The 19586-nt window shown below is 65.0% G+C and carries 19 protein-coding genes; all 19 read left to right on the top strand.

Annotated features, from left to right (window positions below):
• The first annotated feature begins 23 nt into the window (after positions 1–23).
• The 19 genes from LPW11_RS00750 to tssE all read left to right on the top strand — a co-directional run bounded on the left by LPW11_RS00750 (position 24) and on the right by tssE (position 19547).
• Positions 24–299, top strand: coding sequence for a hypothetical protein (locus tag LPW11_RS00750; protein ID WP_230996215.1), 276 nt, complete (start codon positions 24–26; stop codon positions 297–299).
• The gene (locus LPW11_RS00745) at positions 296–994 is read left to right on the top strand and encodes a peroxiredoxin family protein (RefSeq protein WP_230996214.1); all 699 of its coding nucleotides are present in this window, start codon (positions 296–298) and stop codon (positions 992–994) included. Before LPW11_RS00750 ends, LPW11_RS00745 begins: the two co-directional genes overlap by 4 nt.
• Positions 957–1373 (top strand): hypothetical protein, encoded by a 417-nt coding sequence (locus LPW11_RS00740; RefSeq protein ID WP_230996213.1) that lies wholly within the window; start codon positions 957–959, stop codon positions 1371–1373. Before LPW11_RS00745 ends, LPW11_RS00740 begins: the two co-directional genes overlap by 38 nt.
• Positions 1370–2149 carry a hypothetical protein gene (locus LPW11_RS00735; RefSeq protein WP_230996212.1) on the top strand — a complete coding sequence of 260 codons (780 nt, stop codon included), beginning with the start codon at positions 1370–1372 and terminating at the stop codon, positions 2147–2149. Before LPW11_RS00740 ends, LPW11_RS00735 begins: the two co-directional genes overlap by 4 nt.
• Positions 2150–2162: 13 nt before the next feature.
• A complete protein-coding gene (locus tag LPW11_RS00730; protein ID WP_230996211.1) occupies positions 2163–3368 on the top strand; it encodes a serine/threonine-protein kinase in 1206 nt (401 codons plus the stop codon).
• Positions 3369–3450: 82 nt separating this feature from the next.
• Positions 3451–4365: an FHA domain-containing protein gene (locus tag LPW11_RS00725; RefSeq protein ID WP_230996210.1), complete on the top strand. Its 915-nt coding sequence runs from the start codon at positions 3451–3453 to the stop codon at positions 4363–4365.
• Positions 4366–4375: 10 nt separating this feature from the next.
• Positions 4376–6448: a hypothetical protein gene (locus LPW11_RS00720; RefSeq protein ID WP_230996209.1), complete on the top strand. Its 2073-nt coding sequence runs from the start codon at positions 4376–4378 to the stop codon at positions 6446–6448.
• A gap of 10 nt (positions 6449–6458) precedes the next feature.
• The gene (locus tag LPW11_RS00715; protein ID WP_230996208.1) at positions 6459–7193 is read left to right on the top strand and encodes a hypothetical protein; all 735 of its coding nucleotides are present in this window, start codon (positions 6459–6461) and stop codon (positions 7191–7193) included.
• A complete protein-coding gene (locus LPW11_RS00710; RefSeq protein WP_230996207.1) occupies positions 7190–7849 on the top strand; it encodes a type VI secretion lipoprotein TssJ in 660 nt (219 codons plus the stop codon). Before LPW11_RS00715 ends, LPW11_RS00710 begins: the two co-directional genes overlap by 4 nt.
• On the top strand, positions 7849–9243 hold the full coding sequence (gene tssK / locus LPW11_RS00705; protein WP_230996206.1) for a type VI secretion system baseplate subunit TssK: 1395 nt from the start codon (positions 7849–7851) through the stop codon (positions 9241–9243). Before LPW11_RS00710 ends, tssK begins: the two co-directional genes overlap by 1 nt.
• Positions 9244–9289: 46 nt before the next feature.
• Entirely contained in the window at positions 9290–9943 is a 654-nt protein-coding gene (locus LPW11_RS00700) for a DotU family type IV/VI secretion system protein (RefSeq protein ID WP_230996205.1), read from the top strand.
• 12 nt (positions 9944–9955) lie between these two features.
• Positions 9956–13450, top strand: coding sequence for a type VI secretion protein IcmF/TssM N-terminal domain-containing protein (locus LPW11_RS00695; RefSeq protein ID WP_230996204.1), 3495 nt, complete (start codon positions 9956–9958; stop codon positions 13448–13450).
• Complete coding sequence (locus LPW11_RS22345; RefSeq protein WP_269145375.1) at positions 13438–14181, top strand: hypothetical protein; 744 nt, start codon at positions 13438–13440, stop codon at positions 14179–14181. The genes LPW11_RS00695 and LPW11_RS22345 overlap by 13 nt, the downstream gene beginning before the upstream one ends.
• Positions 14178–14978 (top strand): type VI secretion system accessory protein TagJ, encoded by an 801-nt coding sequence (locus tag LPW11_RS00680; protein WP_230996202.1) that lies wholly within the window; start codon positions 14178–14180, stop codon positions 14976–14978. Before LPW11_RS22345 ends, LPW11_RS00680 begins: the two co-directional genes overlap by 4 nt.
• Before the next feature lies 1 nt (position 14979).
• Positions 14980–16257 (top strand): type VI secretion system protein TssA, encoded by a 1278-nt coding sequence (tssA, locus tag LPW11_RS00675; RefSeq protein WP_230996201.1) that lies wholly within the window; start codon positions 14980–14982, stop codon positions 16255–16257.
• Positions 16258–16296: 39 nt separating this feature from the next.
• Positions 16297–16827 carry a type VI secretion system contractile sheath small subunit gene (tssB, locus tag LPW11_RS00670; protein ID WP_230996200.1) on the top strand — a complete coding sequence of 177 codons (531 nt, stop codon included), beginning with the start codon at positions 16297–16299 and terminating at the stop codon, positions 16825–16827.
• Positions 16828–17013: 186 nt separating this feature from the next.
• Positions 17014–18501, top strand: coding sequence for a type VI secretion system contractile sheath large subunit (tssC, locus tag LPW11_RS00665; RefSeq protein WP_230996199.1), 1488 nt, complete (start codon positions 17014–17016; stop codon positions 18499–18501).
• A 96-nt stretch (positions 18502–18597) separates the two neighbouring features.
• Positions 18598–19080, top strand: coding sequence for an Hcp family type VI secretion system effector (locus LPW11_RS00660; protein WP_230996198.1), 483 nt, complete (start codon positions 18598–18600; stop codon positions 19078–19080).
• An 11-nt stretch (positions 19081–19091) separates the two neighbouring features.
• A complete protein-coding gene (gene tssE / locus LPW11_RS00655) occupies positions 19092–19547 on the top strand; it encodes a type VI secretion system baseplate subunit TssE (RefSeq protein ID WP_230996197.1) in 456 nt (151 codons plus the stop codon).
• The last annotated feature ends 39 nt before the right edge of the window (positions 19548–19586 follow it).

Below are 19586 nucleotides of genomic sequence, written 5' to 3'. Positions count from 1 at the left end.
GAACGTCCGGGGAGGAGGGAGGTATGGCAAAGGCGATAATCGCGCTGATCATGCTCTTCGCCTCTGCGGCTTACGGCGCGGAGCGAAGGGACGGGGACAGTGACCTCGGGCGCTTCCAGCTCTTTCAGGGAACCTACTCGACCTTCGACCTCAGGAGGTCCGAGACCTATTCCAGCACCTCGGTCTTTCTGCTCGATACCCGGACCGGGCAGGTGAAGCGCTACGTGAACAAGATAGACAGCGACGGCCGCTACATCGAGGAGTGGGTCCTCACCGACCGGGTTGTGGAGAGGAAATGAGGAAGGTTCTTCAGCTTCTGGCAGCGCTCGTTTTGCTGCAACCTCTTCTTCCGGCCGGGGGGGAGGGGCTGTTGCAGACTTCAGCCCCTGCGCCACCTTTCACCCTGACCGACCTGAAGGGGCGGACGGTGCAAGTGGGTGGTCCTCAGGAGAGGGAGATCCTCCTCTACTTCTTCGACATCGGTTCCCCCTCAAGCCGGGCGGGACTAAAAGCCGTGGACCTCATCGCCCGCCGGCACCGCCGCGATGTTGCCGTGTATGCCATCTCCGCTTCTGCGCCGGAGGTGATCGCCACTTTCCTCGCCAAAGAGGGAATAACCCTCTCAGTCCTGCGGGACACGAAGGGGGTGTGCGACCTGTACCAGGGCAGGCGCGTCCTCCCGGTCGGCTGCCTCATCGGCCGCGATTCCAAGGTCATCGAGTACTACCGCGGCGGCGGAGAGGGGTTGGAGGCCGCGATGCGGAAGGCGATCGACCGCACGGTGCGGGGGAAGGACGCGGTTTCCGTGCGCCCTCTGAAGGCGGCCACGAAGGTGGCACCTCCCGCGAGGGGGGAGCGGGTGATGAGTCGCAGCCGCAGCGAACAGAAGAGCGTCGTCCCCCCCCACTCACGACCGGAAAAAGCCGCGGAGAGCACGGCGGCAGAGGAGCCACAAAATGAAGTGGGGAAACTTCTCAAGCCCGGTGACTGGTAGGTCGGCCCTCCTGGTCGCTTTCGTAACGCTCGCTTCCCTGCTGCTTCCCCTGCACGGTCGGTGCGGAAACCTGGAGATGGTGGAGAAGAACGTGGAGGAGCTGGAATCGCTGAACAAGGAGGCGGTCGGCATGGTGGAGGGAGGGCCGCGCGACGGCACCATCGACCTGAAGGCGTACGTAACGGTGGAAGGGGAGAAAAGAAAGATCAGGATCGACGAGGTGAAGATCTCCGACCTCGGTACGGCCCCGCCCGGCGGAAAGGGAAAGACTGCGCCACCGCGCGCGCTCGCGGTTTCTGTCCCTCCCGTGGAATCGACGATCGAGTACCTGGAAAAGAATACGCTACCGACCACATCGGGCCCCGGAGTCAGCAAATGAAAAAGAGAGCCGTCCTCTGCATAACCATCCTCGCAGTCATCTTTCTGGCGTCGCCGTCCTTTGCGGGAAACAAGCGGCAGATGACTATAAATGCGGCGAAGGTCCTTGCCGAGCGGTCCCTGCTGGAAACCGTGTACGGCCTAAAGGTGCGAGCCAGCGAGTCGGTGGAAAACCTCATCGCCTCCAGCTTCGTGGGCACTACGGAGACGAAGACGGTCGGACTGCTGAAGGGGGTGATGTATGACGACGTGGTGTACGACGCGCAAAAGGACGTCGCGAAGGTAACGGCGTCCGTAAAGCTTAAGAAGATCACCAACATCAACGGAGAAACGATAGACCTCAAGGGGAAAACCTACTCCCGCGTTGCCTTCGCCACCTCGACACCCTCCGAGGCTGGGCCGCTCAAGGCGCTGCGTGCGGCGCAGATCGACGCCTACAAGCAGCTGGCGAAGCAACTCGTTGGGTTCACTTTGGAAACGCAGACGAAGGTCGAGAACTACATGCTCACCTCCGACTCGATCAAGTCGAAGATCCTCGCCACCCTCATCCTCGCCGACGTAACCGGATTCGGGTGGCACCCGAACGGCGATGCGTATGTGACGATGTCGCTCAACCTGAAGGATTTCAAGGAGGTGGTGGGGCAGGGGGTCACAGGCGGTGCCACGACCGTCACGGTGGAGGGGATAGGTGCCCAGGTGGACGACTTTTCCCAGGCGAAGAAGAGCCAGCCAGCGGCGCCCGGAGGGATGGGCGAGCGGCTCCCCAAGGCTCCGTAGCCGCGCTACCGAAATGGCGAACATAGGGAGATACCGGATACTCGAGGAGATCGGCAGGGGGGGGATGGGGGTGGTGTACAAGGCCCACGACCCCAACCTCGGCATCGATCTGGCTCTGAAGGTGCTTCGAAAGGACCGCAGCGGCAACGAGTCCTTCGTGCGCAGGTTCATGGCGGAGGCACGCGCACTGGGCCGGCTGGACCACCCGGAGATCGTGCGAGTTTACAACGTCGACCGCGACGGCGAAGACGTGTACATCGCCACGGAATTCATCGCCGGCACACCGCTCTCTGTTCGAATGAAGGAGGCGGCTTTCTCCCCGCCGGCCATCGCGGAGTTTGGTAGCCGTATCGCTCGGGCCCTCGACTACGCGCACCAGAAGGGGATCGTGCACCGTGACGTCAAGCCGAGCAACATCCTGTGCACGGCGGACGGCGGCTTCAAGATCACCGATTTCGGCATCGCCCATATCGACGACCCTTCCGGCGCGGACGAGACGGTGGCGGGTGAGATCCTGGGTACCCCGGCCTACATGTCGCCGGAGCAGGTGCTCGGCAGGCCGGTGGACGGCCGCTCCGACCTCTTTTCACTCGGGATCATCCTGTACGAGATGGCGACCGGCGCACGTCCTTTCCTGGGGGAGGGGATGACGGCAATCTTTCATGCCATCGTCAGCACGAGCCCGCTGCCGGTATGTTCGGTCAACCCCGCGGTGCCGGGACAGCTCTCCGATGCGGTGATGAAGTGTCTCGAGAAGTCCCCCGACGCACGCCACTGCGACGGTGCCGCGCTCGCCGCCGCCGTGGAAGAGGCGGCTCCCTCCCCCCCCGTTCCTGACCCGAAGAGTCCTGCGAGAATGGTGATTCACCGGGGCGTGACCGCGGCGGCTGCGGCGCTGGCAGTGCTCTGTGCTGCCCTCTTCTTCCTGCTGCGGTCCCCGCCGTCCTCCCGGAAGGGCCCGGGGCCGGAGCGGCCTCAATCGCAGCAGGCTGCTTTGCCGCAGGGGCGGCTGACCGTGGAGACCACGCCTCCTGGAGCGGCAATCCTTCTCGACGGGGTCCCGAGGGGGGGCACACCGGCCGCCCTGGCCGTTCCTCCCGGAAAGCACGAGATGGTGCTGAGACTTCCCGGCCACTATCGGTGGGAAGCGCAGGTCGAGCTGGAAAAGGGGGCGGAGACGCCGGTCTCGGTGGCGCTCACCCCTGCGGATACGGAGTAGGGCCGCTCAACCCGGAGCGGCAATAAGACAGGGAGCGAGGCATCGCCACCGTGCGGGCCTCTCCCGACGATCGGTGGCGACCATGATGACTCCTCCTCACATTGCGGTTCAACTCATCCACATCCAGGGCGGACTGAAGGGTGAGATCCAGGAGTTTCACGACCCCCTCATTACGGTCGGCCGGCTTTCGACTTGCTCGGTGCACTTCCCGGGGGACGAGCCGGGCGTCTCACGGCAGCATGCCCGCATCGAGCGGGAGGGAAACCAGTTCAGGCTCACCGATCTTTCCACCTACGGGACGTTCGTGAACGGGAAGCCGGTGCGGGAAGCTATCCTCAAAAACGGCGATGTCCTGGAGTTCGGGCCCGGGGGGCCGAAGGCGAGCTTTACCATGGAGATTGGCGCGGAACCACCCGTTCGCCTCCCACGGCAGGCCGAGCCGCCGGCGCCGGCGCCTCCCCCGCCGCTACCTCCGGTGGAGCCGGTGCGTCAGCAGGCAGGGACCCCTGCGCCCACACACGCGCCGCAGGAGGCACAGGGGGAGGGTGCAGCGTACATCCCGGTGCAACGAACAAAGGCACCGGTGGTGATCCAGCTTGGGCCGACCATCCGCACCTACTGCGAGCTTCCCATTATGGTGGGGGCAGGGAATGCCGCTGATTTCATCCTGCGCCAGCCGGGGATCTGCGACCAGCATGCCCAGGTCTTCCACCATGAGGGGAGCTACTGGATCAAGGATCTTACCGGGCAGGGGGTGGTGCGTGTGAACCAGGGTCGCGCCGACGGGGGAGTTCCCCTGCGTACAGGCGACGAGCTCCTCCTTTCTCCGCAGGGACCGGTCCTGCGCTTTGTGGGGGACGGGAGGTTCGCGGAGGTCGACGACTTCATTAAGGCCCCCCCGGCTGCGCCGGTTGTCGAGGAGCAGGTGACGGACGCGGCGCTGAAGCGGGAGGAGAGAGGCCGCTTCTCCAGGTTATTCAAGGGGTGGAAGGGGTAGAGGGGGCTCCATGACTACGACAACAAAATCAACCGATCTCCCCTCCCTGCTGCCGTACCTCCATCCCCCCTCGGGGGCACAGGGGGTAAAGCTCGTCATCTGCGAAAGCGCCGGCGATGAGGCGTTCCCCTTCGCCGTTGTCGAGGAGTCATCCCCCTTCACACGCCTGCTGGAAGGCGCCTTCGTCACCGATGCCGCCAGTGAGTTGAAGAGGGTCTTTCTCCAGGTCCAGAAGGACCGCTACACGCTGCGCGGCGACGCCCTACGCCCGGTTACCAACCGCGATGTAGACGCGGCCTGGCAGGTGGCGGGTGCAGCGGAGGAGGAGACCGGGGTAAAGCTTGGCTCCCTTATTGACGGTGCCGGCCGGCCCGCTCCGCAGGCCTCCCTTTTATACTGCCGGCAGAGGAAGCTGTTTTTTCACCCCGTCTGCACCACCTGCGGCCTTCCCCTCACGCTGTGCACGGACGAGGCCGTGCTCGCCTCCGCCCGCCTCGCCCCCTATGGCACCACGGCGAAAAGATACCTCTACTGCGAGCCGTGCTGCGCCCACGGCGTTCCTGAGTTCTACCTTTACGAGCGGGACCACGACGACCCGGTGTCGGTGAAGGACCGCTGGGATCTCATCGAGCGCTTCGCCCTTGTGGAGGAGATCATGGACCCGGAGGGGGATTTTCCCTGCGTGCGCTGCCCCGAGCGGGACTCCTGCTACGGCGCGCCGCGGCAGGCCCGCTCCCGCATCACCCCCGTTTCCTTTTACCCTTTCTACCTGCGCATCCACGAGGCACCGATGATGCGCGGCCGGGACTTCCTGGCGCTGGCGGCCGGTGCCCCGGTGCAGGAAGTCGCCTCCGAGGCGGTGCCCGATCCCCGCGTTCTCCAGCGCGCGCTGTGGGGGGAGCGGCGCCGCACCCTCCTGCCGCAAAATGACCCGCGTCTCTTCCTGGAGGTGCTTTTTCTCAAGCTCTCTTTCCTCACTGAGGTGCTGAGGCGCACTTTCCTACCGGACGGGCGGCTGGCGGCGACGGTGGACGGTGACCGGGCCTGGGTGCGGCTTGTCACAGGTGGGGTCCTCCCGCTGTGCTGGAACTTCTCGGTGCAGTTGATCGAGGACGTCTCCCCTCGCGCCACCCTTTCTTCAGGTCTCCCCTCGTCCGACCATGTTGCCCGCCTCGGGCTCTTCTGGTTCCAGAGCCTGCTCTGCAACAAGACGGTGCGCCGCCACGAGGTACTGCACGCTGTGGCAGACCGGCTCGCGCTCCTGCGCGGGGAACTCTCCCCGGAGGAGGGGGGTGCCCTGGAGCGCCTCGCTGTGCCGGAAAACCTCTTCTGGTATCCGGCGGAGTCGACCGTGCCCCGGGAGTGGCTTCCACCTTGGGAGAAGGCGTGTGCTGTCGGTCACCATTTCCTGCGAGGGGCCGCCCTCGGGGGCAGAGTCCAGCCGGAGGCGATGCCCGAACAGCTGGACCGGCTTCTGGACGAGATCAAGATGGAGCTCTTTGCCGCTGCGCAGCCGCGGGATGAGGTCCGGGGGGAGTATTCCTCTGTGCTCTCCTCGGTCGTTGCCCGGCAGATTGAAAAGGTCCGCGCAGAGATGGCGGCAGCGAACGGACCAGCTCCCGCAGCCCCCACTGCCGCAGAACCCGATGAGGACGAGGCTGAAACGGTGATACTAAGCCCGGAGCGGCTTCACCCCTCTCCCGCGGCATACGACACTGACGCTGCGGTTACCGAGACGGTTCTCCTTACCCCTGGGGACGCCTGGCCGTACTGCCCTGCCGCCTCCGAGTCGCTGGACGAGGTGCTGTCCCCTCACCTCTCCGGGACCTCACCGGTGCCGGAGGCGGACGAAGCGCTCTGCGAGACGGTGCTCCTGACCCCGCATCTGAGTACCTGCTTCCAACCCCAGAGCGCTCAAGACCCGGACGATGCGATCCTGGAGACGGTGCTTCTTCGCCCCGGTATGGCACAGCCGGTACTCCCCGTCGAGCCCGAGGCTGCGTTTCGTGTCGATGAGGACGCGGCCTTGGGTGAGACGGTCGTGCTGAATGTTCCGAGACGCCCGAGCGGCTTCAACAGGTAGGGAGGGGGAGATGTCGCTGCCGGCGCGGAAGATGGCCCAGAGGATGCGTGGAGTTGCCGCCCTCGGCGGGGCCGACCCAGAGAGGGAAGTGGAGCGCTGGCTCGAGGGGGAGCTCTTACCCCTTGCGCCGAAGCAGCGTCTGGAGCGCCTCGAGGAACTCGCAGCCGAACTGGGGCTGACTCCGGCGCCGGCGCTCCCCTCCGCACACCCTGCCGCGATGCAGGAGATCGGGCACCTGGTCTCCCGCTTTCTCGGCGGGGCCGACGCGGCGGAGGGGCTGCCACCGGAGATTCTGGCGGAGAAGTTCGCCGCCTCCCTGGACGCCCTCTTCGACTCGCTGAACCAGATAGTTTCAGTGATCAACGTAACGCTCCTGGGGCAGTCCCCTGAGCTGGAGACGATACGCAAGGTAATCGGCTCCAATCTGAAAGACGGGGGGGACCTGCCGATCCGGGAGTACCTGGAGCGTATCCGGAGCGCCTTCCTCGCAGCGCACGAATCCTTCCAGTCAGCCGCTGCAACGGTTCTTTCCGAGCTCCTGGGCGAGCTCGACCCCGAGCGGGAGGCGAACGGGACCCCACTGAAATTTCGCCCGTTGCGCAAGGCAGAGCTTTTCGAGCAGGCGGCGGAGCGGCACCGGCGCTGCCGGCGCTGGTTCGACTCCGGAGAGTGGAGGGAGCGGCTTCTCAGGGAATTCGAGAAAGAGTGCCGGCGCGACCTGCAGGGGAGGGAGGGAAGGCAATGAAGAAGCTCCCCCTGATCCTTTGCTGCCTCCCTCTCCTGCAGTGCGCGGCCTGCTCCACCGTCCCCTTCTGGAAGAAGCCGGAGGTGAGGCCGCTGGAGTTCGGCGCGGGGCAGGAACGGGTGCAGGTTTCGTCTCAGCCCCTCTTCCCGCCTGTGCAGCAGGTAGCGCGGCCGGCCGCTGAAGCCCCACCGTCCCGCCCGGCAACGGTCACCGACATCGCCAAGGTGGAGAGCGGCAGGGTGACCTACAAGAAGGACGACATCACCTTCCGCATCAAGGGGGACCCGCAGCTGAACCGCTACGGCAACAACGCCCACGCCCTGTACCTGTGCGTCTACCAGCTGAAGGACCCCAATACCTTCAACCAGCTGGCAGAGGAGAAGGGAGGGGTGGCGAAACTCCTGCAATGCTCGCGCTTTGACTCGTCGGTGGCGAACGCGAAGAGGTTGGTGGTGCAGCCGGGGCAGGAGATCCAGGAGACCCGCGACCGCGCGGAAGGGGCGCGCTTCATCGGCGTCACCGGCGGCTACTACGGCACCGGGACGGAGAAGATGTCGCATCTCGCCCCGCTGGCGGTCGCAAAGGGCGACTTTTCCGGCAACACGATCAGCATAGAGCTCGGACCATACGAAATCGACAACGTGACGGTGGAATAATGGAAATCCAGCACCCCTTGTTCTGGCACCAGGGACTCTTCCTGCAGCCGCAGCACTTCCAGCTCTCGGACCGGTACGTGGAGTCACTCTTCATCCCGTACCGGAAGTACCATTCCCCGCACTTCTGGGGAGTGTACGAGATCACAGTGCAGAAGGCTGCGCTGGGGACCAGCTCCTTCCAGCTCTCCCGCGGCACCTTCCTCTTTCCCGACGGCGCGCACGTCTCCTACCCCGGCAATGCGGTGCTGGAGTCGCGCACCTTCGAGGAGAGCTGGGTCGCGGGGGGGAAGCCGTTCACCGTGTACCTTGGTATTGCCAAATGGAACGATGCGGGCTCAAACGTGACGGCGCTGGAGGAAACCGGGAACCTGTCGCGGATCTCCACCCGCTTCGTTTCCACAGCCGGAGAGGAGGAGACGGTCGATCTGCACGCAGGAGGGCCGGAGGGGGAGGTGAAGAGGCTCAAGTACCTCCTGAAGGTATTCTGGGAGAGCGAGACCGACATGGCGGGAGAGTACCAGCTCATACCGGTGGCCCAGCTGGAGCGGACCCCGGACGGTGTCGAGCTCTCCGCGGCGTTCATCCCCCCAGCGCTCACCCTCGGGAGCTCACAGCTCCTCTATGCCCTGGTGAAGGAGATCCGGGACCAGATCGCCTCGCGCAGCCGTCAGCTCGAGGGGTACAAGCGGCAGCGCGGTGTGCAGACCGCCGAGTTCGGGTCCCGCGATGTGGTGTACCTCCTGGCGCTGCGCTCCCTGAACCGCTTCGTCCCCCTTTTATACCACTACACGGAGGCGCGGCAGGTGCACCCGTGGTTTGTGTACGGGGCGCTCAGGCAGCTCATAGGGGAGCTCTCCTCCTTCTCCGAGACGGTAACGGCCCTCGGGGAATCTGCCGCGGACAACACGCCGCTCCTTCCCGACTACGACCACACCCGGCTCGGGGAGTCTTTCGCCGCGGCGCATCTCTTGATCCTGAAGCTCCTGGACGAGATTACGGCCGGTCCGGAATACGTGATCCCGCTTTTGTACGACGGCACCTACTTCGCCGCCGAGCTCAAGCCTGCCCACTTCGAGCACCGCAACCGCTACTACCTCGTCTTCAGGACAGAGGGTGATCCGAAAGCGGTGGTGCCGACGCTGGAGGCGCTGGCAAAGCTGAGCTCCCGGGAGCGCCTGCCGCTCCTCATCGCCCGGGCCCTCCCGGGGATCGGGCTGCAGCACCTCCCCACCCCGCCGCAGGAGCTGCCGCGTCGCGCCTTCTCCCTCTACTTCCAGGTGGACGGCCACTCCGAGCAGTGGGCCCTGGTGGAGAAGGGGCACAACCTTGCCCTCTACTGGGACAACGCGCCGGAGGACCTGGAAGTCGAGCTCATGATCGTGGGGAGGTCGTAGAAGAAGGAAAGCGTGTCATTACCGGCAGCACCGAACGGAGTCTGTCATGCGTCTGGTCGACAGTTTCATACCGCTCATCGGCTACGTGGTCCTCTTCCGCAACGGCGTCGAGAAGAACCAGCCCCCGTACCAGCAGGTGCGGGGCGACATCCAGCGGCTCCTCTCCCAGAGCGAGAGGTGGCTCAAGGAGGATTTCTGCTCCGACCTTGATTACGACCTGGCGCGCTTCATCGTCTGCGCCTGGGTCGACGAGGTGCTTCTGGCTTCGGCCTGGAAGGAGCGCAACCTTTGGCAGCGCGAGCAGCTGCAGCGCCAGTACTACAACACGACGGACGCTGGTGTGGAGGCATTTGAAAAGCTGAACCTGCTCGGCCTCGACCAGCGCGAGGTGCGCGAGGTCTACTATGTCTGCCTCTCCCTCGGCTTTCGCGGGCGCTTCATCAACCCGGGCGACGACTTTCTTCTGGACCAGCTGCGCTCCTCCAATCTGAAGATACTCGCCGGCACCTCTCCGTCTGTGCTGGAGCACGGGACCCTCTTCCCGGAGGCCTTCCCCGAGAAGGGGCCGGAAATGCCTCAGGCGTGCCGCAGGTTCACCTGGGTCACCGCCGCGGCACTCGGGGCGCCGCTACTCCTTTTCGTGCTCTTGCTGCTCATCTACCGCTTCACCCTCTCCAGCGTCGCTGGCAGGCTCTTCTGATCGAGGTCTTCCGTGAAAGACACCTTGCTGAAGATTGCGAAATACCTTCTCTTTCTAACCCTGGCGGCCCTCGTGGTGCTCCTTCTGTTCGGGGTCACGTTCTTCATGAGCTGGCCGTGGTGGGTGGGTCTCTTCCTTGTCCTTGCCGCCGTGGGGCTCCTGGCCGGGCTCTTTTTCCTGAAGCGGCTCCTGACCCGCCGCCGGGAGCAGCAGTTTGTCCAGCAGGTCATCGAGCAGGACAACGAGCGGATGGCGTCGCTCGCCGCCGCGGAACAGGCTCAGGGGAAGGAGCTGCAGCAGCGCTGGAAGGAGGCGGTGGACACGGTGCGCCGCTCGCACCTCAAGAAGCAGGGGAACCCCCTCTACGTCCTCCCCTGGTACCTCATGATGGGGGAGAGCGGCTCCGGGAAAACTACGGCGCTCAACTCGGCGAAGCTGATATCCCCCTTTGGCGAAGTCCATCGCACCTCCGGCATCTCCGGCACCCGCAACTGCGACTGGTGGTTCTTCGACCAGTCGATCATCATCGACACCGCCGGGCGTTACGCGCTGCCGGTGGACTCCGGACGCGACGGCGATGAGTGGCAGAAGTTCCTTTCGCTGCTGGTGAAGTATCGCAGGCGGGAGCCGATCCACGGCCTGATCATGACGGTTGCGGCGGACAAGCTCCTCACCGCTTCCCCGGAGACGCTGGAGCAGGACGGGCAGCAGCTGCGGCGCCGCCTGGACGAGCTGATGCGGGTTCTGGGGATAAGGTTCCCGGTGTACCTCCTGGTCACAAAGTGCGACCTGATCCAGGGGATGACGCAATTCACCGGGAGGCTTCCGGAAAAGGCTCTGGCCCAGCCGATGGGTGCAGTGAACCGGGAGCTCACGCGAGACGTCGCCGCTTTCCTGCAAGGGGTGCTCTCCGGTGTGGCGGATCGCCTCAAAGGGCTGCGCATCCTCATGCTGCACCAGCACGACAGGGGGCCGCTGCCGGCCGGAGCGCTCCTTTTCCCGGACGAGTTCCAGGGGGTGAAACCGGGGCTTGAGGCCTTCGTGCGCGGCGCCTTCCAGGAGAACCGCTACCAGGAGACGCCGGTACTGCGCGGGGTTTACTTCTCCAGCGGGAAGCAGGAGGGGACACCGTTCTCCCACTTCCTCGGGAACCTCGGGCTCATCCCCGAGAAGGATGTCCTCCCGGGGACCAGCAATGGGCTCTTCCTGCACGACTTCTTCGACAAGGTGCTCCCGGCGGACCGTGCACTCCTTGCTCCCACGAGCCACGCCATACAGTGGCAGGCGCTGACGAGGAACCTCGGTCTGACTTCCTGGATCGTCGTGTGGATCGCCCTGTGCGGCCTGATGAGCTACTCCTTCGTGCGCAACATGTCCACCATCCGGATCGCCTCCGGCGTCATCGCGAGGACCCCTGAGCTGAAAGGGGAGCTGGTCGCCGATATGGGGATCATGGAGCAGTACCGGCGCATGATCATCAGCGTGGAGGAGAAGAACCGCGACTGGTGGGTGCCCCGGTTCTGGCTTGTGGAGAGCCTGAAGGTGGAAGGGGAGCTGAAGGCGAAGTATTGCCGGCAGTTCCGGGAGCGCTTCCTCGCCTCCTTCGACAGGACGATGGGGGACTCCATCGCCCTCTTCACCCCCGGTACCCCGGACGAGGTCGCGGGGCAGTACATGGTGCACCTTACCAGGCGCATCAACCTGCTGAAGCTGCGCCTGCAAAACGCCGCTTTCGAGAAGCTGGCGTCCCGGCCGCTTCCCTCCTACGTTTTCGCCTCCCTCCCGCAAGGGGAAGGGAGCGACATCGGCCGCCGCTTCGGGAGCCAGTATCTCAACTACCTCCTGTGGCGCGGGGACAGCGCGGAGATCAGCGGCGAGATCACCGTCCTGCAGTCCCTCCTGAAGCACATCGTGGCGGTGAAGGGGGCGTCCCTGCGCTGGCTCCCGGAGTGGGTGAACCGGCAGGGAATTGCGCCCCCCCTCACGCTGCAGTCCTTCTGGGGCGGGTCGCGCCCGGCCGGAGACGATGTGGTGCTCCCACCGGCCTTCACGAAGAAAGGGCGTGATGCCGCGCTCGGGTTCGTTGAGGAGCTGAAGGGGGCCTACCCTGAGCCGGGGATCTTCGAGCGGGAAGAGGGCTCCTTCCAGAGCTGGTATCGCGACAGCTGCTACGCCTCATGGGTGCGTTTCGCCTCCGCCTTCCCGAAGGGGGAGGAGCGGCTGAACGGTGCCCGGGAATGGAAGGCGGTGGCCGAGGTCATGGCGACGGAGCAGGGCCCGTACTTCGCCTTCCTGAACCGCGCGGCGGCCGAGCTGGAAGCGTTTGGCCCTCCCGACTCGATGCCCCCCCTTTTGCAGCAGATCTTTCAGTACCGGCTGCTGAAAGCCGCTTCGGCCGCCGCTTCCGGAGGGGCGAAGGGTGTGGAGGCGGGAAAGAACCTCACCGCGAAGGTCGGCGATCTGATCGGCAAGCCGGTGGTCGGGAGCGCGACCGCGCAGTCAGGGCTGGCGGCTGCAAAAGCCGTCCAGGAGTACCAGGGGGCGCTCTCGGCGATCGCGCCAGCGGCACGTTCCCGCACCCAGGCTTTCCAGATGGCTTCCCAGGTCTTCTCCGAGGACGCCACCGTGAGCAAGTCACCCTTTTACCTCGCCTACGACGCGTCCCAGCGGCTGAAGGGGGAGATCGGGGGGGGGCATCCTGACGAGGGATTCACGAGGCTCCAGTCGGGACCGCTGCACTTTCTGTGGCACTACGTACAGAAGGAGGCAGCGTGCGCGGTGCAGACCCAGTGGGAGGAGCAGGTCCTGAAGGAGGCGCAGGGGGCGACGGACCCGCAGATGCTCCAGTATCTCGTGGCGCAGGAGGGTCCGGTGTGGAAGTTCGTGGGTTCGCTGGGGGCGTTCCAGGGGTGGTCCCCGGCGCGCGGCTACTACTCTAAGACCGCGCTCGGCGGCACACTCGGTTTCGAGCCCTCCTTCTTCTCCTTCCTCTCGAAAGGGGCGAAGGCGAAGGTGGCACTGGCTCAGGCGCCTGCCGCGAAGCCGGCGACCGCTCCGGTGACCATAAAGGGGTTTCCCACCGATGCGAACCCGGAGGCCCGGGTCAAGCCGCAGGGGACCCATCTGGAGCTGCAGTGCGCTTCCGGGGCGCAGAGCATGGAGAACCTGAACTACCCGGTTTCCAAAACCTTTATCTGGAGCGGCGACTCGTGCGGGGACGTCACCTTCCAGATCGACATCGGCGACGTTGTGCTCACCAGGCAGTACCACGGCCCCGGAGCGTTCCCGGCCTTTCTGAAGGAGTTCCAGGGGGGGCGGCACACCTTCTACTCGCACGATTTTCCTCGTGAGCGGGTGGCGCTGGAGCGGATGGGTGTGCGCTACATACGCGCCAACTACCAGTTCAGCGGCATCGTGGAGATCCTGAAACAAAGCGGCGCGGGCGGTGGGAGTGCAGCGCCGGTCCCGGCGCAGATACCTAGGACGATTGCCAGGTGCTGGGACTAGGACAGGGTGAGCGCCCCTGGAAGTGGATGGCGGCGGGGAAGCATCGCTGCGCCAGGGACTTCTTGCGCATCGGTGGGGACTTTCCGCTGGCGCAAGGCTTCAGCCGGTGGGTGGAGAAGGGCTACCGGGACGGCCCGGGCGACACTGTGGAAACCGGCATCTCCTGGCGCTTCTGGGCCAGGGGCGGGGGGAGCGGCCGGCTCTCCTACGGGCTCATCACTGACAGCGCGGACAGCCTCGGCCGCCCGCATCCGCTCCTCGTGATGGCTGAGGGTGCTCTTCCCGGCTGGGAGGAGCGGTGGGAGACCCTGCCGCTCCTTCTCGATCCGCGCTGGGCGGGGGTGCAGGCGGCGCTGGAGGCGGGCTCGCTGGTGGAACTGGAGGCGCTTCTCGTGGGCGCACAGTGGTGTCCCTCAGAGGTGGCGGATCCTTCCCTGCACGAAGAGGAGGGGGGGCCGCACTCCGCAGGGGGCGCAGCGCTGGTGGAGGCGGCATGTGCCACGAATGACGCCGTCATCTCCATGGCCTGCGATCCTTATGAGGTGCCACTGGGACGGGCGCTTCGCCAAAGCCACGCGGTACTGAAGGAGAAAAGGGGTGCGCCTCCGGCGGTGGTCCTGGCAGGGGGGGTGCCGGACCGCCCGGAAATAGTCTTCTTTTACAGGCCTCTCGCCGCCGCCGATTTTGGAATGCTCTGGTGGGGGAAAGGCGGGGGAAAGGATCGGAAATGAATGCGGTGGAACTGATCAGGGAAGGGCGGCTTGCCGAGGCACGCACCCGGCTTGCGGAGGATCTGAGGGGAGCTCCGGCGGACCCGGAGTTGCGGGCGCTCCTTTTCAAGGTGCTCGCTTTCGCAGGGGAGTGGGACAAGGCGCTGAAGCACCTGGACATGCTGGAGCTGCAGTGTCGGGGAACGCTCCCGCAGGTGGAGCCGTACCGCAGTCTCGTGGCGGCGGAACGGGCGCGCGCCGAGGTGCAGGCCGGCCGGAGGGTTCCGGATTTTCTCAGCGATCCGCCGGTATATCTCCAGGACTTCCTCGCCGCGCGCCAGGCGCTGGCAGCCGGGGATCCGGCGCCTCTGGCAGCGCTCCTGCCGGTGCTCGAGGAGAGCCTCGGCTCTCTTTCCGGCACCTTCAACGGCGAGCCGTTTGGAGGGGTGCTCGACCCGGACGCCACGCTGATCCCCTTCCTGGAAGTCTTCATACACGACCAGTACCTCTGGTTCCCTTTCTCGGCGATTCGCGAGCTGACGCTGGAGCCCCCCGCCACGCTCCTCGACCTCCTCTGGACTCCGGCGCGGCTGGTGACGTGGGATGGCCTCACCACCGAGTGCATCCTCCCGGTCCTCTACCCCGGCTCCGCCGGCCACGCCGACGACGCTGTCCGGCTCGGGAGGCGCACCGAGTGGCAGGAACTGTGCGGCAGTTTCTGCCGGGGCTTCGGGCAGCACCTGTTTCTCTTCGGCGACGAGGAGAAGGGAATACTGGAGATCCGCGAGGTGGTGTTCGCCCCGCCGAAGGAGTCGTGACATGAGCGTCGTCATCGACATCGAGAGCCTGTTGCAGCCGATTCCCGGAGAGAACCCCTGCGGTCTCTTCTTCTCGGCCTCGCCGGTAGCGGAAAGCCTGAAGCGTGCCCGGATCTCCAGCGATCCTGCGCTGGGGGGAGAAGGGGGTGAGGCCGTCTGGCGCGCGGTGGTAAAGGAGTGTGTCGAGACCCTTTCCAGCGAAACAAAGGACCTGAGGGTGGCTGCCTCTCTCGTGGAGGCGCTCTGCGTCACCGGCGGCTTCCCCGGGCTCGCCTCCGGCTTCACGATGCTCACGCGCCTCCTGGAGGAGTACTGGGACACGCTGCACCCCCAGATAGAGGACGGCGACCTGGACGGGCGGGCGCTCCCCTTCGAGAACCTGGACCAGCGCGTCTCCGTGGCGGCGAAGCAGATTCCCCTCACCGATCCCCGAACGAGCGCCGGCTACGGATATCTCCAATACGAGGAGTCGCGCCGCACCGGCTACGACAACAGCGCCGACTCCGAGAAGAGGCGGCGCCGGGAGGCCGAGTTGGAGGACGGCAAGATCCCGGCGGAGGAGTTTGATCTCGCCGTGCAGAAGTCACCGGCTTCCTTCTACCGGGAGGCTGCCCGCGAGATTACCAATGCCATTGAGGAGTTCGGGGCGCTCAATGCCGCGATCGACCGTACCTTCGGGGACGATGCCCCGGGACTCGGGAAGCTCGGCGAGGCGCTGGAGGGGTGCCTGCACCTCGTGCTGCGCATCTGCCGCGAACAGAAGGGACTGGGAGACGTGCTGGCGAGCGCAGAAGCCCCGAAGCCGCACGCTGCGACCTCCGAGGCGCCCCCTGCCTCCACAGCTCCTGTCGCCAGCCAGGGAGCTGCCCTCCCCCAGCCCACCCTTCCCTCTGAAACAGGCAGCGGAGAGGACCAGGTCTGGGGAGAGGCGCTGAAGCTCTTGCAGGGGGGAAGCCTGAAAAACGGGCTCGACCTCCTGCTGGCGGCGGCAAACAGCCAGCCGTCAGAGCGGGGGCGCTGCCGCTACCGCTTTCTGGTGGCGAAGCTCTGTCTGAAGGCCGGTCACCCGGAGCTCGCCCGTCCCATTGTGGAGCAGCTTGCAGCCCTCATGGAGGAGCTGAACCTGGAACGGTGGGAATCCCCCTTCTGGGTCTCGGAGATCCTGGAGGCGCTCCACCAGTGCCTTACCTTTGGAGAGGACGCCGAGGAGGAGGGGGCACGGGCGCGGGAAATCTTCAAGAAGATCTGCACCCTGGACGTCACCAGGGCCTTGAAATAGGGAATCCGTCAATACGCAGTCCATAAAGGAGGCCGGAAAATGGCAGGAAAACCGAGTCTGCAGCACAAGCTGGACAGGGTGAGGGCACCGCGGGTGCAGATCACCTACGATGTGGAGATCGGCGGGGCGATGGAGATGAAGGAGATCCCCTTCGTGGTGGGGGTCCTCTCCGACCTCTCCGGGAAGCCGGACGAGCCCCTTCCGAAGGTGAAGGACCGCAAGTTCGTGGAGATCGACCGCGACAACTTCAACAGCGTACTTGCCGGGATGAAGCCGCGCGTTGCCTTCAAGGTAGACAACAAGCTTACCGGGGATGACACGAAGATGGCGGTGGAGCTGCGCTTCAGGTCGATGGAGGACTTTCACCCGGAACAGATCGTCCAGCAGGTCGAACCGCTCAGAAAGCTCGTGGAGACGAGGCGTCGCCTCTCCGACCTCCTGAACAAGCTCGACGGCAACGACCGCCTCGACGAGCTCCTGCAGGAGGCCATTTCCAGCACCGACGCGCTCCAGAAGCTGGGGAGCGAGGCGGGGGTCTCCGTCGATGCACCGGCCGACAGTACCGAATAACGGCTCAATCTGGTTCTTCCGGGAATCTGCGGAAGCCGTTGTTTGTCTTAATAGAACGCCGCAGAAGGCCTCGCGTCCCCCCCTTCGCAAAGGGGGGAACGAAATAGCCTGCCCTCCTCGCTGGAGGGGCGACAGATGCCGGTTCCCCGGAATTCCCGGAAGAACCTCAAATTTGCGGAGGATACTATGCCAGAAGTGGAAAACGCACCACTAAGCGAGGTTCAGGAGGAGAGCGCGCTGCAGGTCTCCCTGCTGGACCAGATCATCCAGGAAGGGCGCCTGGCCCGCGACGACAACCAGAAGGGGTGGGCCCGCGACATACTCGGCGAATTCGTGAAGCAGGTCATGGAAGGGGCGGTGACCGTCTCGAAGGACACCGAGCTCATGATCAACGCCCGCATCGCGCAGATCGATGCCCTCATCTCCCAGCAGCTGAACGAGATCATGCACCACGACGAATTCCAGCGCCTGGAAGCCTCATGGCGGGGGCTCAGGTACCTGGTGGACCAGAGCGAGACCGGGGAGATGCTGAAGATCCGCGTCATGAATATCGCGAAAAAGGACCTCCTGAAGGACATGGAGAAGGCGAGCGAGTTTGACCAGTCCACCCTCTTCAAGAAGATCTACGAGGACGAGTTCGGCACCTTCGGGGGCTCCTCCTACGGCGCGCTCATCGGCGACTACGAGTTCGGGGCCGGGCCCCAGGACGTGGCGCTCCTGGAGAAGGTCTCGGAGGTTGCTGCAGCGGCGCACGCCCCCTTTGTCTCCGCCGCGTCCCCCTCCATGTTCAACTGGGACTCCTTCTCGGAGCTCTCCGGCCCGCGCGACCTCTCGAAGATCTTTCAGAGCGTCGATTACGCGAAGTGGAAGTCGTTCCGCGACTCCGAGGACTCCCGCTACGTGGCGCTCGCCCTGCCGCACATCCTCATGCGCCTCCCCTACGGCCGGGCCAACGTACCGGTGGAGTCCTTCGACTTCGAGGAGAACGTCGACGGCACCGATCACGGCAAGTACCTGTGGGGGAATGCCGCCTGGGCTCTCGGCTCGAAGCTCACCGACGCCTTCTCCAAGTATCGCTGGTGCGCCGCCATCCGCGGGGTCGAGGGAGGGGGGCTCGTGCAGGGTCTGCCGGTGCACACCTTCAAGACGGACGAAGGGGACGTGGCGCTGAAGTGCCCGACGGAGATCGCCATCACGGACCGGCGCGAAAAGGAGCTCGCGGATCTTGGCTTCATTCCGCTGGTGCACTGCAAAAACACCGACTACGCCGCCTTCTTCAGCACCCAGACCGTGAACAAGGCGCAGGTCTACGCCACCGACGACGCCTCCTCCAACGCCAAGCTCTCCTCGCAGCTGCAGTACATCATGGCAGTGTCGCGCTTTGCCCACTACCTGAAGGCGATGATGCGCGCGAAGGTGGGCTCCTTCCTGACCCGCAAGGGGGCGGAGGACTACCTCAATCGCTGGATCTCCAAGTTCGTGCTGCTGGACCAGAACGCCGGCCAGGAGATGAAGGCGCAGTATCCGCTCAGCGAGGCGCGCGTCGACGTGACGGAGATTCCGGGGCAGCCCGGATCGTACCGCGCCATCGCTTTCCTGAAGCCGCATTACCAGCTCGACGAGCTGGCCGTGTCGTTGAGACTCGTCGCCAACCTCCCTGCGCAGGGGAGCTGAATCCGGGTGTGAAGTCGATAAGACCGCTGCAGCAAGTCGTCATAGACGCGTTGTACACAAATCGGGGCGCGCGGCGCCCCCAAAGGAGGAAACGCCATGGCAGTAGATATGTTTCTGAAGGTCGACGGCATAAAAGGGGAGTCGTTCGTAGAGGGGCACAAGGACGAGATCGACATCCTTGCCTGGAGCTGGGGAGCGACCCAGTCGGGCAACACCCACACCGGCGGGGGGGGCGGCGCCGGCAAGGTGAACGTGCAGGATATCAGCATCACCAAGTACATCGACCTCGCCAGTCCGCCGCTTTTGAAGGCGTGCTGCAACGGGCAGCACATCAAGGAGATGAATCTCGTGGTGCGCAAGGCGGGGGAGAAGCCGCTGGAGTACCTGAAGCTGAAGCTCAGCGACTGCCTCGTCTCCTCGATCTCCACCGGCGGCTCCGGCGGCCAGGATCGCCTGACGGAGAACATCTCCATCAACTTCGCCAAGTTTGAAGTCGTGTACACCGCGCAGGACGCCAAGGGCGCCGAAGGTGGCAAGATGCCCTTTGCCTTCGACGTAAAGGCGAACAAGGTCTGCTAGGGAGGTAGTGGGTGCAGCCATCATTACTGGACAGGCTCATAGACTTCGAACCGGGAAATCCGCGCGAGCCTGTCCAGTACCGGCAGATGGGGTACAGCGAGATGAGAAAGGTGGTGGCGAGGGACCTGGAGTACCTCCTCAACACAAAATGTTTCCACACGGAGCTTCCGGAGGGGTGCCGGGAGCTCAGCAACTCCCTCCTGGTGTACGGGCTCCCTGATTTCACCTCGAAGAACCCCGCGAGCCCCGCGGTCCGGGCGGAACTGCGCCAGGAGATGGAGAAGGCGATCGCCCTTTTCGAGCCGAGGCTGCGCCACGTGACGGTGCAACTGGATGAGACGGGAGAGAGCAGCCGCGAGCTGCGCTTCAAGATCAGCGCCCTCCTGGTGATCGACGAGGACGCGGAGCCGGTGAGCTTTGACACCCTGTTCGACATCAACAGAGGCGAATATCTGGTGCCGAAGTAGGGCTTTTGCTGGGGACACGGGGGCAACACGGCCCCCGGA

It is taken from the genome of Geomonas sp. RF6, from assembly GCF_021044625.1.
Lineage (GTDB): Bacteria > Desulfobacterota > Desulfuromonadia > Geobacterales > Geobacteraceae > RF6.
This window is presented reverse-complemented; position numbering and strand designations above follow the sequence as displayed.